The sequence below is a fragment of the Caenispirillum bisanense genome, assembly GCF_900230255.1.
Taxonomy (GTDB): domain Bacteria; phylum Pseudomonadota; class Alphaproteobacteria; order Rhodospirillales; family Rhodospirillaceae; genus Caenispirillum; species Caenispirillum bisanense_A.
In genome coordinates this window covers 379,765-392,972 of the sequence record NZ_OCNJ01000002.1, presented here as the reverse complement: position 1 = coordinate 392,972, position 13,208 = coordinate 379,765, and the positions used below count along the sequence as shown (strand labels likewise).

At 71.3% G+C, this 13,208-nt stretch carries 14 protein-coding genes; 4 read left to right on the top strand and 10 right to left on the bottom strand.

Annotated elements, in window-relative coordinates:
* Window positions 1-46 precede the first annotated feature (46 nt).
* From CRP50_RS06360 to CRP50_RS06350, 3 genes are read right to left on the bottom strand one after another with little or no spacing between them, the layout of a single operon-like run.
* Complete coding sequence (locus tag CRP50_RS06360) at window positions 47-463, bottom strand: type II toxin-antitoxin system VapC family toxin (protein ID WP_097278142.1); 417 nt, start codon at window positions 461-463, stop codon at window positions 47-49.
* Entirely contained in the window at window positions 460-708 is a 249-nt protein-coding gene (locus CRP50_RS06355; RefSeq protein ID WP_097278141.1) for an antitoxin, read from the bottom strand. Before CRP50_RS06355 ends, CRP50_RS06360 begins: the two co-directional genes overlap by 4 nt.
* 56 nt (window positions 709-764) lie before the next feature.
* On the bottom strand, window positions 765-1,739 hold the full coding sequence (locus CRP50_RS06350) for a DMT family transporter (RefSeq protein WP_097278140.1): 975 nt from the start codon (window positions 1,737-1,739) through the stop codon (window positions 765-767).
* Window positions 1,740-2,261: 522 nt separating this feature from the next.
* Here CRP50_RS06350 and CRP50_RS06345 point away from each other — a divergent pair.
* Window positions 2,262-2,462, top strand: a complete 201-nt coding sequence (locus CRP50_RS06345; protein ID WP_141415071.1) for a hypothetical protein — start codon at window positions 2,262-2,264, stop codon at window positions 2,460-2,462.
* A 73-nt stretch (window positions 2,463-2,535) separates the two neighbouring features.
* On the opposite strand, the gene CRP50_RS06340 is transcribed toward CRP50_RS06345, so the two are convergent.
* The 3 genes from CRP50_RS06340 to ggt are packed head-to-tail and all read right to left on the bottom strand — an operon-like array spanning window position 2,536 to window position 6,441.
* Window positions 2,536-3,216, bottom strand: coding sequence for a flavin reductase family protein (locus CRP50_RS06340; RefSeq protein ID WP_097278138.1), 681 nt, complete (start codon window positions 3,214-3,216; stop codon window positions 2,536-2,538).
* Window positions 3,206-4,558 carry an amidase gene (locus tag CRP50_RS06335; RefSeq protein WP_245913387.1) on the bottom strand — a complete coding sequence of 451 codons (1,353 nt, stop codon included), beginning with the start codon at window positions 4,556-4,558 and terminating at the stop codon, window positions 3,206-3,208. The genes CRP50_RS06340 and CRP50_RS06335 overlap by 11 nt, the downstream gene beginning before the upstream one ends.
* A gap of 47 nt (window positions 4,559-4,605) precedes the next feature.
* Window positions 4,606-6,441 (bottom strand): gamma-glutamyltransferase, encoded by a 1,836-nt coding sequence (gene ggt, locus CRP50_RS06330; RefSeq protein ID WP_097278136.1) that lies wholly within the window; start codon window positions 6,439-6,441, stop codon window positions 4,606-4,608.
* A gap of 476 nt (window positions 6,442-6,917) precedes the next feature.
* Here ggt and CRP50_RS06325 point away from each other — a divergent pair, with 476 nt between their 5' ends.
* Complete coding sequence (locus tag CRP50_RS06325) at window positions 6,918-7,166, top strand: hypothetical protein (protein WP_097278135.1); 249 nt, start codon at window positions 6,918-6,920, stop codon at window positions 7,164-7,166.
* A gap of 80 nt (window positions 7,167-7,246) precedes the next feature.
* Window positions 7,247-9,046 (top strand): cyclic nucleotide-binding domain-containing protein, encoded by a 1,800-nt coding sequence (locus tag CRP50_RS06320; RefSeq protein ID WP_141415070.1) that lies wholly within the window; start codon window positions 7,247-7,249, stop codon window positions 9,044-9,046.
* Between the two features lie 133 nt (window positions 9,047-9,179).
* On the opposite strand, the gene CRP50_RS06315 is transcribed toward CRP50_RS06320, so the two are convergent.
* A complete protein-coding gene (locus CRP50_RS06315) occupies window positions 9,180-9,905 on the bottom strand; it encodes a pyridoxine 5'-phosphate synthase (RefSeq protein WP_097278364.1) in 726 nt (241 codons plus the stop codon).
* A gap of 152 nt (window positions 9,906-10,057) precedes the next feature.
* Between CRP50_RS06315 and CRP50_RS06310 the strand changes: the two genes are divergently transcribed.
* On the top strand, window positions 10,058-10,399 hold the full coding sequence (locus CRP50_RS06310; RefSeq protein WP_097278133.1) for a tRNA-binding protein: 342 nt from the start codon (window positions 10,058-10,060) through the stop codon (window positions 10,397-10,399).
* Between the two features lie 25 nt (window positions 10,400-10,424).
* Here the strand turns inward: CRP50_RS06310 and CRP50_RS06305 are convergent, their stop codons facing one another.
* From CRP50_RS06305 to CRP50_RS25490, 3 genes are all read right to left on the bottom strand, one after another.
* On the bottom strand, window positions 10,425-11,057 hold the full coding sequence (locus CRP50_RS06305; RefSeq protein WP_176525058.1) for an NUDIX hydrolase: 633 nt from the start codon (window positions 11,055-11,057) through the stop codon (window positions 10,425-10,427).
* Between the two features lie 81 nt (window positions 11,058-11,138).
* Window positions 11,139-12,044, bottom strand: coding sequence for a bacteriohemerythrin (locus CRP50_RS06300; protein WP_176525057.1), 906 nt, complete (start codon window positions 12,042-12,044; stop codon window positions 11,139-11,141).
* A gap of 310 nt (window positions 12,045-12,354) precedes the next feature.
* Window positions 12,355-13,161, bottom strand: a complete 807-nt coding sequence (locus CRP50_RS25490; protein ID WP_097278130.1) for a hypothetical protein — start codon at window positions 13,159-13,161, stop codon at window positions 12,355-12,357.
* Window positions 13,162-13,208 lie beyond the last annotated feature (47 nt).

Sequence of the window (13,208 nt, the reverse complement as noted above, 5' to 3'; positions counted from 1 at the left end):
GCGAAGCCCCCGGCCGCGAGGTCGGGGGCTTCTGCTTTTGGCGGGGTCAGGAGGACGCGGTCCAGTCGGCGAGGGCGAGGCCCTGGACGCGGCGGAACTCGCCCGTGTTGTTGGTGACGAGCGTGCTGCCGGTGCGGAGCGCCTGGGCGGCGATCAGGATGTCGTAGGCCCCGATGGGCGTTCCGGCGGCGGCGAGATCGGCGCGGATGCGAGCCGCGATGACGGCGTCCTCTTCCTCGAAAGGAAGGTGCCGGAACGGTGCCTTCAGGAGCGCCTCGAGTTGACGCCGGTTGTGATCGGGACGGGGACTGCGCTCGATGCCGTAGCGCAGTTCGAACAGGACGATGGACGGCAGCGCGACGGTGCGCCCGGCGGCGAATTCCGCCGCGAGCCTGCGCGCGACGATCGGAGCCTTGTTCCGCAGGATCGCGATGCAGACGTTGCTGTCGACCGCGCAACTCACTCCAGAGGCTCCCGATCCTGAGCGACCGGCTGCTCACGCCCCTGGGGCATGAAGTCACCCTCTTCGGCCAGCCCTGCGATCTCGCCGAGCCAGCCCTCGGCGTCGAAGGTCACCGGCTCCAGGATCACCCGGTTGCCTTCGCGGTGGATGCGCACTTCCTCGCCCTCGAAGCGGAACTCCTGGGGCAGGCGGACGGCCTGGCTGCGGCCGTTCATGAACAGCTTGGCGGTCTGGGGTCGCGGCATGGGGCGCCTCCTGGTCTATACCGCCAATATAGACCCGGCGCCCCGCTCCGGCAATGTCAGGCCCCGCTGCCGCCCGCCTTGGCCTGACGCTCGCGGTGGACGATGTAGAGCCCGCTGCCGACGATGACGGCCGCGCCCCACCACACGTGGGTGCCGGGGATCTCCTGCCAGATCAGCCAGCCGGAGAAGGCGGCGACCGGCAGGTTCAGGTAATCGAAGGGGCCGAGCACCGCCACCGGGCCGAGCTGGTAGCCGCGCGTCAGGAACAGCGCCGCGAAGCCGCCGGCGATGCCCATGACGGCCATGAGCGCCAGGTCGGGCAGGGTCGGCGTCACCCAGTTCCACGGCAGCACCGCCGCCAGGACGACGATGGCGATCAGGTGGGTGTAGAGCGCCAGCGTCATGGCGCCGTCGCGCCGCATGAGGCGGCGGCCCCACACCATGGACAGGCTGTAGATGAGCGTGCCGCCAAGGGCGAGGCCGGCGCCGACGCTCAGCGACAGGCCGTCGGGCCGCACCACGATCAGCACCCCGCCGAAGCCGGCCAGGATGGCCGCCCAGCGCCGCCAGCCCACCCGCTCGCCCAGCAGGAAGACGCCGAGCACCGCCATGACGATGGGCGCGGCGAAACCGATGGTGATGGCCTCGGCCAGCGGCAGCAGCACGAAGGAGGCGAAGATGCACAGCATGGCCGCCGGCGCCAGCAGCGAGCGGCCGAGCACGCCCACCGGCTGCTGCATGCGCAGCGCCCCGCGCAGGCCGCCGGGGCCGCGCGCCGCCATGGGCAGCAGCGGCAGCAGCCCGAACACCGAGCGGAAGAAGCCCACCTGCGGCACCGGGTAGGTCGCCCCCAGCCACTTGATGCTGGCGTCCATGACGCCGAACAGCAGGGTCGCCAGCACGACGTAGAGGATGCCGCGCAGCACCTGGTCGCCGGCCGGCGCGGCGGCGACCGCGGGCGCCACCGCCCCCGGCAGGGGCAGGGCGGTGCCGGCGGCGGGCGGCGTATGCGGGCGGCGGCGCAGGGCCATGGGGGTCTCCTCGATGGAGCGACCACTGTGCCGGGAGCCACCACCGCCCGGCAACGGCCGGTGCGGCACCGTCGGACGGAGCCGCTTTCGGTCGCACGCCGGTGCCGACCTCCGTCGCGGCGCGCCGCGCCCGGCATAAGACCGAATGCACCTTTTGACGCTGTGGATATCCCTCGGGACGCCTCGACAGCACGGCTATCCCGGATGAAAAATAGGGCTGCGCACGGAAGACCCGACCGGTCGCGACCTCGTGACAGGTGGTGACGGACAGCCCCTTGCCGGTGACGAAGTGGTGTCCCACCTTGTTCCGTGTGCGCGGTCACCTACCTACAGGGAACACGACGGCGCCTCCGACGCTTTACCAATTTGTAAGACAACGCCAAGGCGGTGCGCGCGTTGTTGGTCTGCCGGGACAGGAAAGGCAAGACGAAGCCGCTCCGGCACCAGAGAAAACCCTGAACACGCTCCTGCTAAAATCTGGGAAACGTCCAAACGAAAAGAATGCAGGAAGGGAGTGATGCGATGAACAGAGGTACGATGCTGAAGTCCTTCAAGCCGCCGCACAGCGGCTTCATCAATTCGGATCGCTACGCTGCCAACGAGGAACCGTCCATCGACGAATTGATGGGCGACCCGATCATGGACGCGCTGCTGGCCCGCGACGGGCTGCATCGCGACCTCGTCCACCGCTGCATCGACGAAGCGCGCGCGCGCCTCGCCTGAGCGGCCTCATCGCCACAGGGACCAACGGAGGCCGGACGCCCGCGGGCGCGCCGGCCTCTCGCGTTTCAGGGCCTCAGCGCGGCGCCGCCGGCACCCCGGCCGCGGCCCCCGCTCCTTCCGCCACCGCATCGCCGCCGCCCTTGGGGCGGGTGAGCTGCCAGACGCGCTCCACCGTCGCGTAGTCCTGGTAGCCGAGGCGGGCGATGGGGCGAATCTTCTCCACGTCCACCCGACCGTCGGCCGTCAGCGCGTCGTCGGCGACGTGCACCCCGACCACCCGGCCGATGACCAGGGTGTTGCCGCTGGCAGGATCGTCGCTCGGCAGATCGACGATCTGGTGGACGCGGCATTCCAGGTGCACCGGGCTCTCCGCCACCCGCGGCGGCGCGATCAGGCGGCTCGGCGCCGGCGTCAGGCCGGCGTGGACGAACTCGTTCTCGCCCGGCGGCAGGGGGGCGGAGGTCTTGTTCAGCGCGTCGCGCAGATCGTGGGTCGCCATGTTGACCACGAACTCGCTGGTCTCGCGGCAGTTTCGCAGGGTGTCCTTGTCGCCGCCGCCGACCGCGTGGCGGCCGTTGATGCCGAGCACCACCAGCGGCGGCTCGCTCGCCACGGCGTTGAAGAAGCTGAAGGGCGCGAGGTTGACCCGCCCGGCCGCGTCCTGCGTCGTCACCCAGCCGATGGGGCGGGGGATGACGCAGCTCTTGAACGGGTTGAACGGCAGGCCGTGGGGTTGGCCGACTTCATGGAACACGACGCATCTCCGCCAGAACGGCCTCCACACCGGCCGCGATTTCGAGCACCCGCCGGTCGTGGCCGCGCGGGCCGACCACCTGCAGCCCGACCGGCGCCTCGCCCGGCCGGTGGACCGGCAGGGTCACGGCGCAGCCGTCGAGCACGTTGACCAGCCGCGTGTTGCGCAGCATGAGGCGGTTCCAGGTGTTGTAGGCCGCCTCGTCGGCGTCGACCTGCGCGATGGCCGGCGCCACCGTCGGCAGGGTCGGCCAGATCAGGGCATCGTAGGGCGCCGCCATGCGATCCCAGCGGGCGATGAAGGCGTCGCGCCAGTGGATCATGTCGACCAGGTCGGCGGCCGACCACGCCTCGGCCAGCTTCATGCGGTCCCGCACCCGCGGGTCGTAGCGCTCGCCGGCGAGGCCGATAGTGGCGCGGTGCAGCGCCCAGGCCTCCGCCGTCACCTGCGCCGCCTGACGGGCGACGTAGTGTTCGTCGATCAGGTCTTCCGCCGCCACGCCATCCACCTGCGCCCCGGCCTGCGACAGGCGGTGCAGCGCCGTCTCGAAGGCGGTCGACACCGCCTCGTCCATGTCGTCGAGCAGCAGGCAGCGCGGCACGGCGAGGCGCAGCCCCTGCACCGGGAACGGCGTCACGGCCTGCGGCGCCTCGCCGGCCAGCACGGCGTCGAGCAGCGCGCAGCAGTCCACCGTCGGAGCCAGCGGCCCGACGGAGTCCATGGCGTGCGACAGCGGGAAGCAGCCGTCGCGCGTCACCCGCGCCTGGGTCGGCTTGAAACCGGTCAGGCCGCACAGGCCGGCCGGGATGCGCACGCTGCCGCCGGTGTCGGTGCCGACCGCCGCCGCCGCCATGCCGTCGGTCACCGACACCGCCGCACCCGACGACGAGCCGCCGGGGATGCGCGCCGTCGCCCGGTCCCACGGGTTCTTCGGCGTGCCGTAGTGGGGGTTGAGGCCGACGCCCGAAAAGGCGAACTCGGTCATGTTGGTGCGCCCGACGATCACCGCCCCGGCCGCCCGCAGGCGGCGCACCACCGGCGCGTCCTGCGCCGCCGGCGGCTCGTCGGCACGCACGACGGAGCCGGCCAGGGTGACCTGCCCCTTCACGTCGAACAGGTCCTTCACCGATACCGGCAGGCCGAGCAGCGGCCCGCCGTCCAGCCCCGCCGCCCGCACCCCGTCCGCCACGTCGGCGGCGGCCAGGGCGGCGTCGGAGTCGACCCGGGTGAAGACCCGCGGCCCCTCCCCCTCCGCCGCCCGCGCCAGGGCCGTTTCCGTGAGCGCACGGGCGGTGGTGCGGCCCGCCTCGAGATCGGCGAGGAGGGCGGCGAGAGGGGTCATGGGCGTCATCGCGGGCGGAAACTCCGGTCGGGGGTTGCGGGAGTGGACTACTCGCCCAGCGCCGCGCCTTCACGCCGCGGATCGGCACCGCCGTAGAGGCGGCCGTCCGGCCCGATGGCGATCATGTGCAGGCCGCTGGTCATGTCGGTGATCTTCACCTCGTGGCCGCGCGCCCGCAAGTCGTCGGCGAGCAGTTCCGCCGCCGTACCGGCTTCCAGCTCGGTCGGGCCGCCGCGGCTCTGGGCGTGCGGCAGGCTGGCCGCCTCCTGCGGGTCGAGTTCCCAGTCGAGCACGCTCATGACGCTGCGGGCGGTGTAGCCGATGATGCGGCTGCCGCCCGGCGAGCCGGTCAGCAGCACCGGCCGCAGGTTCTGGCCGAGCACGACGGTGGGCGACATGGAGCTGCGCGGGCGCTTGCCCGGCGCCACCCGGTTGGCCACCAGCCGGCCGTCGTCGTCCTTGGCGCTGAAGGCGAAGTCCGTCAGCTGGTTGTTGAGCAGGAAGCCCTTCACGAAGACGCGCGAGCCGAAGCCGTTCTCGATGGAGGTGGTCATGGACAGCGCGTCGCCGCGGGCGTCGACGATGCTCATGTGGCTGGTCGACGGCAGCTCGATGGCCTGGCCGACGCCCAGCTCCGCCGTCTGCTTCGCCACGCCCGGCGGGGTGCCGGCCGCGGGCTCGGCCACCAGATCGGTCGCGCTCATCAGGCGGGCGCGCTGGCGCAGGTAGCCCTTGTCGAGCAGCCCCGCCACCGGCACCTGCACGAAGTCGGCGTCGGCGACATAGAGGTTGCGGTCGGCGAAGGCGAGACGCTCGGCCTGGGTGAGGTAGTGGATGGTCTTGGCGCCCATGGGCTCGTCCACCAGGGCCGGCGACAGGGTGTCGAGCAGGCCGAGGATCTGGGCGACGGCGATGCCGCCCGACGACGGCGGGCCCATGCCGCAGACCAGCCGGCCGCGGTAGCCGGTGCACACCGGCGGCCGTTCCTTGGCCTCGTAGCCGGCGAGGTCGCCGAGGCTCATGTCGCCGGGATTGCGCGGCGCGCCCTTCACCGCGTCGACGATGGCGCGCGCCAGCGCCCCCTGGTAGAAGGCGTCGGCGCCGCCGCGGGCGATGGTGCGGAAGGTGGCCGCCAGTTCCGGGTTGCGCAGGCGCTCGCCGACCGCCGGGGGCTGGTCGTCGTCGCCGTAGAAGTAGGCCTTGGCGGCCGGCATCTTGCGCAGGTGCTCGTCTTCCGCCAGCAGCTGGTGCAGGCGGGGAGTGACGGTGAAGCCTTCCTCCGCCAGCTTGATGGCCGGGTCGAACAGGCTCGCCCACGGCAGGCGCCCCTCGCGCTCGTGCGCCTCTTCCAGCATGCGCAGCACGCCGGGCACGCCGACCGAGATGCCGCCGACCACGGCGTCGTAGAACGCCAGCGGCTTGCCGTCGGGGCCGAGGAAGCGTTCGGGTGTGGCGGCGGCGGGCGCCGTCTCGCGGCCGTCCCACGAGGTCAGGCGGCGCGTCTCGCCGTCCCAGTACAGCATGAAGGCGCCGCCGCCGATGCCGCTCGACTGCGGCTCCACCAGCGTCAACACGGCCTGGGTGGCGATGGCGGCGTCGATGGCCGCACCGCCCTTCTTCAGCATGTCGTAGCCGGCCTGCGCCGCCAGCGGATGGGCGGCGGAAATCATGAACTTCCGGGCGACGGCGGGGGGCTTGGCCTCCCAGCCGGTGGCGATTTCCGGCGTCGCGCGGGCGTCACCGGCGGTGGTGGTGACCGTCTCGGCCGGAGTCGCGGCGGCCTCGGCGGCGGCGGTCGCCTCGGGCGGTTGTTCCGCGGGCGTCGCGCAGGCCGTCATCGCCAGCACGAGCAGAGCCGCCAAGGGCTTGATCGGTCTCGACATTCGCCAGTCTCCCAGGGTTCTTCTCGTACATCTGCCGCGAGCATAACGTCTGAGCCCACCAGGGTTGCACCTTTTTTCGGTTGCACAATGGAATTCTTCCGCTTATTTCTTGACTGCTGCACTCCGGTAATAGGAGCGCGGCCCACCGATCAGCCCTCCCCCTCCGGGCGACGCGGTGGAGAAAGAGCCATTTCGGGCCGGATCCGCACTCCGGCCCGTCGGAAGCGCACCGGGGATCCCCTTCCCCGCGGGGGCGGCGGCGGTCGGGACTCTTCCCCCTCCGTCGACCAGCCGGCCGATCGCCGCCCCTCGCGCTATCCTTCCGCTCTGCCAGAGACATCCTCCCCCGAGGCGATCCGGGCGGTGCCGAGCGTGGCGCCGCCCGCTTTCGTTTGCGCCGGCGTTATTTCCGGGGCAGGCGTGCGGTGCTATGGTGCGCGAAGCCATCCCGAAAACCGGCACGGAAGGATGAAGCGGTGAGCGACAACCGCGAAATGTACAACGAGATCAACGCCCTGGTCGGCAGCCTCGCGAAGGCCTTCGAGATCGACGACAAGCTCGTGGTCGAGGAGTTGGAAGCCGGCCGCATCCGCCTCGACATGGCCGCCGACGACAACGGCAACCGCTACATCTCCGCCACCCGCGGCGACCGCACCGCCAAGCTCTACCAGGGCGCCATCCAGTACGACCGGCCGCCCGGCGAAGACGGCGGCGATGCGGACTGACCGGGTGCGGCCGTCAAAGACGTTGCCGGCCGCCGCGGCGCCGACCACAATCGACCGCTGAGCGAACGGGGCGCAGGGCCGTGAAGACCAGGAAGTTCAAGGACGGGGACGTCGTCTACCGGCAGGGGGACACGTCGGACAGCGCGTACATCGTGCAGTCCGGCCGCGTCGACCTGTTCAAGGACGGCGCCACCGGCCCGGTCCTGGTGGCGACGGCCGGCCCCGGCGAGCTGTTCGGCGAGGCCGGGCTGCTCGACAGCCGGCCGCGCGAAGGCACCGCCTATTGCGCCGGCGACGTCTCGGTGCGCGTCCTGCCGCGCCGCGAATTCCTGCGCCGCATCGAGAACGACCCGGCCACCGCCATGACGGTGATGGCCAAGCTCGCCCAGCGCCTGCGCGAGACCGACGAACGTGCCGCCATGACCGCCGCCTGGGACGGCGGCGCCGGCCTGCCGGTGCCGGTGGAGCACGGCGAGGGCGCGCTGATCGTGCCGCCGGTGGTGGACCCGCGGCGCCGCACCCTGATGACCCGCCTGTTCGGCCGCTGGCGCTCCTCCGGCGGCGAGCCGCGCGAGAGCGGCAGCGCGGTGCGGCCCTTCCGCGTCCTCGTCGCCCCCTTCGGCAACGACCCCGAGGACACCCAGCGCCCGCACGTGGTCGCCTGGCTCGGCCAGTTGGAGGGCTTCACCGCCAAGGACCACGGCAAGCCCCTGCCGGCCGAGGGCGATGCCCTGCTGGCGCAAGGCGAACGCTTCCGCCGCGCCGACGCCATCGCCCGCCGCTGGCTCGCCGACGACAAGGCCGACCTGGTGGTGTGGGGCGAGGTCGACCCCGAAGGCCGCATGATCCAGGTGCATTTCACCGCCGCCCCCTGGGCCGACGAGGACAAGGCCGGGCAGCCGGTGCCGCTGGTGTGGCTGCCGCTGCCCTGCTACTTCGACGAAGGCTGGGCGCCGCTGTTCCACACCGCCGTCATGGCGGCGGTGGAGCCGCGCGGCGACGGCCAAGCGCAGTTTCTGTCCCTGCGCCTGCCGGGCTGGCTGGACGCCGCCCGCACCTTCATCGACACGCCGGTGGAAGGCCTCTACCAGATCGAGACGGCGCAGATCTTCGCCGTCTACGGCATGGCGGCGGCGGTGTGCGGCGGGCTCAACCCCGGCAGCGGCATGCAGGAGTACGGCGGCGACGTGCTGCGCTCGGCCATCGAGTGGACGCCGGCCGAGAACGCCGACGTGTGGTATGCGCTGCAGCGCCAGCTCGGCCTCACCTACCAGGCCATCGCCGAGCGCACCAACAGCCCCGACTACTTCCACGCCGCCGCCGAGGCCTACCGCCAGGCCATCTACGGCACCGAACGGGCGCTCGACCCCACCACCTGGGGCAGCCTGCACAACCGGCTCGGCGTCGTGCTGTTCCGCCTCGACATGGCCGAGGGCAACCCCGACGCCCTGCGCGAGGCCGTCGGCGCCTTCCAGTACGCGCTGACCGTCTTCACCCGCCAGGCCTTCCCGTGGCACTGGTCGGAGGTGATGCACAACGTCAGTCAGGTGCTGCAGGTCTACGGCGACGCCCACCGCAACCAGGAAGTCCTGGAACGCGCCATCATCACCAGCCGCAACGCCCTGCTGATCCGCCGCCAGGAGACCGTGCCGCACCTGTGGGCGGCCAGCCGCAACTCCCTCGGCGCCGCCCTCTTCCTGCTCGCCAAGCACACCCGCAACGGCGCACCGCTGGTGGAGGCGGTGCAGTGCTTCAGCGACGCCGTCGCGACCTACCGGGTGCTCGGCTCCCGCGCGCTGGGCAAGGTGGCGGAAAAGAACCTGGACCGCGCCCAGGGCCTGCTCGACCGCCTGGGCGGCGAGAGCGCCGTGAAGGGGTAGAGCGGGTTCCCATCGACGGACCGGAACCCGCGACCCGGGGCGCGACTGCGCCCCCGCGCCGGTCAGGCGCGGAAGCCTGCGTGGCGCGTGAACGCAGCTCTGACGCGACAGCGACAGAGCGCAAAGAACTTCCTCAGCCGCGCGGGCCGCTGCAGATGGCGGTGTAGGCCGCCACCACCGCATCCCAGCCCATCCACAGGGCCTCGGCCGTGATGGCGTGACCGATGGAGACCTCGGCCGTCCACGGCACGGCGTCCAGGAATGCCCCCAGGTTGGTGAGGCTGAGGTCGTGGCCGGCGTTGAGCCTCAGGCCCGCCTCGTGCGCCGCGAGGCCGGTGGCGCGGTAGTCGTCGAGCGGCCGGCCATGGGCGTAGTCGCCGGTGTAGATCTCCACCGCGTCGGCGCCGAGCGCCGCGGCCTTGGCGGGGGCGGCCGGGTCGGGGTCGATGAACAGCGACACGCGGATGCCGCGCGCCTTCAGCCGGGCGACGATGGGGCGCAGGACGTCCGCCTCGGTGTCGAGGTTCCAGCCTTCCTCGCTGGTGTGGGCCTCCGGCGGGTCGGGCACCAGGGTCGCCTGATGCGCCCGGTTTTCCTCCACCAGCCGCAGCCAGTCCTCCGACGGATAGCCCTCGATGTTGTATTCGGCGCCGCCGCCGTGCTCGGCGACGATGGCCGACAGCATGGGCACGTCGGCGAAGCGGATGTGGCGCTCGTCGGGGCGCGGGTGGACGGTTACGCCGTGGGCGCCCGCCTTCAGCACCGTGCGCGCCGCCGCCGCCAGGTCCGGCAGCCCGATGTCGCGCTGGTTGCGCAGGAGGGCGACCTTGTTGAGGTTGACGCTGAGCAGGGTCGGCATGGCGGCGGGCATCCGGTTTCCGTGGAGTCGCGAGGGCGGCCAGTCTGACGCCTCGGGCCCGCCGAGGCCAGGGCCATATTGCAATGGCCCTTCCGGAGGCTCCGCCGCTCCGCTACCGTTTCGCGCACAGCGACCCGAGGAGCAGCCGGCCCATGAGCGACCCCATCACCTTCGACGACTTCCTGAAAGTGGACATCCGCGTCGGCACCGTGGTGCGCGCCGAGCCCTATCCGGAAGCCCGCAAGCCGGCCATCAAGATGTGGATCGACTTCGGCCCCGAGATCGGCGAGCGCCGCACCTCCGCCCAGGTGACGGTCCACTACACGCCCGACACGCTGGTCGGCCGGCAGGTGGCGGCGGTGGTGAACTTCCCCGCCAAGCAGATCGGCAAGTTCATGAGCGAGTGCCTGGTGCTGGGCTTCGCCGACGCCGGCGGCGCCATCGTGCTCATCCGCCCCGACCACGACGTGCCGAACGGCCAGCGCCTGCACTGACGGCACGGGCACGGGCACGGGCGGCTCAGTCGAAGTCGGCCGGCAGGTCGGGGGTGCGGTGGTGTTCGAACATGCGGTGGATGTGCCAGCCGGTGACGCGGCCGTGCGACAGGTCCAGGCCGTCGATCTCCTCCTCGGCGAAGAAGCCGACTTCGCTGGTCTCCAGGCTCGGCGTGGCGGTGCCGCCGGTGATGTCGCACAGGAAGAACAGCTTGTAGAGGTAGAACGGCACCGGCCGCGCCGGCGGCGGGAAGCGGCGGCGGTCGTAGACGCCGGCCAGCTTGCGCACCACCACCTCGAAGCCGCTTTCCTCCCACACCTCGCGGGCGGTGCATTCGGCTGGCGTCTGGTTGACGTCGGCCCAGCCGCCGGGCAGCGTCCAGCGGTGGCCGTCGGCCACCTCGCGCACCATGAGGATGCGCCCGTCGCGGAAGACGGCGGCGCGCACGCCGACCTTGGGCGTGGCGTAGCCCGTCTCTTCCATGAACAGGCCTTCCAGACGGTCGGTCGCGTCGCCGGTGTGCTCGGCGGCGATCTCGGCCGCCAGCCGGCGCAGTTGCTCGAACCGGTCGCGGTCGTAGGGGTTGGGGCTGTAGGCCAGCCCCGATTGCGCCAGCGCCTGGATCTGGCGGGCCCAGGTGAGCCACTTCGGTTCCATGCCGTCTCCTCGCATCAGGGGACGGGCAGGATGCCACGCCCGGCGCGCGCGGTCACGCACCGCGCCGGGCGAGCACACGGGTCAGCCGGCGCGGGCGGTCTGGGCCGGGGTGGCCGGACGCACCGGGATCAGCATGCCGCCGACCTGCTTGAACGGCAGCGGGTTGCGCAGGTGGCGCTCGATGCGGCCACGCACGGTCTTGGTCGCCAGCGGCTTGACCACCAGATCGTGGACGCCCGCCTGGGTCGCCTTGGTCAGGTAATCCTTGGTGATCTCGTTGGACGGCATGAGGATCACCAGCGTCTTCGGGTCGACGCCCGCCTGGCCGGTGCGCACCGCCTTGGTGAAGGCGAGGCCGTCCATGGGCTTCATGCCGTCGTCGACCATCACCACGTCGATGGGGAAGTTGGCCATGACCTCCAGCGCCTCCGGCCCCGACTTGGCTTCCGAGATCCTGGTGACGCCGAGCGTGTTCAGCAGGCTGCGCAGCAGGGAGCGGAAGTTGAACTGGTCGTCGACGATGAGCACGTTGAGATTGGGCCAGTCGATGTCGCCGGCGCCGACGGCCTTGTTGGCCACCACCATGGGGCCGTCCTGTGCCAGCAGATGAGCGGCCAGCGCCTTGTCCGACTTCAGGATGTGCTGGCTCAGCCAGACCTTCAGGAAGTTCAGCAGGTCCTTCACGCCGACCTCGCCGGCGTCGTAGCGGCGGCGCATCTCCACCACCTGCTTGACCAGCACGGCGTGTTCCTTCAGGTGGCCGGGCGCCATGTCGTAGCCCGACTTGCCCATGAGTTCCTGCTCGCGGCCGAAGTGGAACTCGGTGTAGTCGATCAAGACGTTCAGGACACTCGCGATGGTGTCGCTGCCGTTCGGATCGTTCATCGCCTCGGCCAGCATGTTCACCTGGTCGATGAGAATCTTATGGTCGTCGTCGATCAGCGCGAATCCGACCTTCAGCTGGTCGGTGAACTCCAGGAAAGCCATGTCTATCCCCCACGATCCCGGTGGACGCAATCCTCCGGCGATCGTCGCCGGCTCCACACAGCCGACGCGATCGCTCTGCGACATTTTTCGCCCGCAAGGATAGCAAAACTGACAAAATCTTCATGGACTTTTGGAGGGGTATGACCTCCGTCGTATTTACCCGGCGGGGTAACCCGACCTCTGGCGGAGAACAGTCGCAAAATTAGGCGACTGTCGATTGTCGACAGCAAGATCTGGCGACCGTCCGCCATGGCATGGCACAAGACAGCACCCGCCGGCGGGGCGCCCTCCGCCGCCGGCGCGGCACCCTCTACCGCAGGCGGCGGTAAGCCTCGCCGAACATGGCCGCACCCAGGGCCATGATGGTGAACGAGATCACCAGGTCCACCGCCAGCATGAGCGAGAACGGCAGGCCGAGGCGCAGCGCCGCCAGCTCCAGAATCCCGCCGAACAGGATGGCCGGCACGTGCACCAGCACCGCCGCCACGGCGATGCGGAAGGAGTTGCCCTTGGTCATCTCCCACGCCCGCGGGAAGGACGCCGGTTCCTCCACCGCAACGGCGGGGAAGATGAGGCTGAGGCGCAGGCTCGCCAGCACCAGCAGCAGGAAGAAGAACACCGCCAGCAGCAGCGGCAGGATGGGCAGCTCGTGGCCGGAGACGTCGCCGGCCATGAAGGGAATGGCGAGCGTGCCGGCGATCACCATGGGCACCGCCAGCACCAGGCCGAGCAGCACCACCCACAGGAGGAACCGCCCCTCCAGCCGGCCGAAGGCGATGGGCGGACGCCCCGCCACCGCCTGCGGCCCCTCGACGATCAGGCGATACCACGACATCAGGAACGGCAGCGACGCCAGCAGGTAGGCGATGCCGAGCAGCCCCGGTCCGCCGCCGGCGGGGGCGCCGCCCTCGTCGGTGCCGGCCCCCTCGCCCACACCCTCGCCGTCGCCGCCGGTGGTCGGCAGGTCGGTGGATGGGCCGTCGGTCAGCAGGTGTTCGCCGATGCCGACCACCAGCACGGCGGCAATGGGCACGGCGGCCAGATGGGCCAGCGCCCGGCGGTGGCGCCACACGGCGTGATAGGCCTCGGCGACGGTCTCGACCACGGGCAGCTGCATGAAATCCCCGGCTTCTGTTGCGATGCGGCGGCAGGCGACGGCGAGAA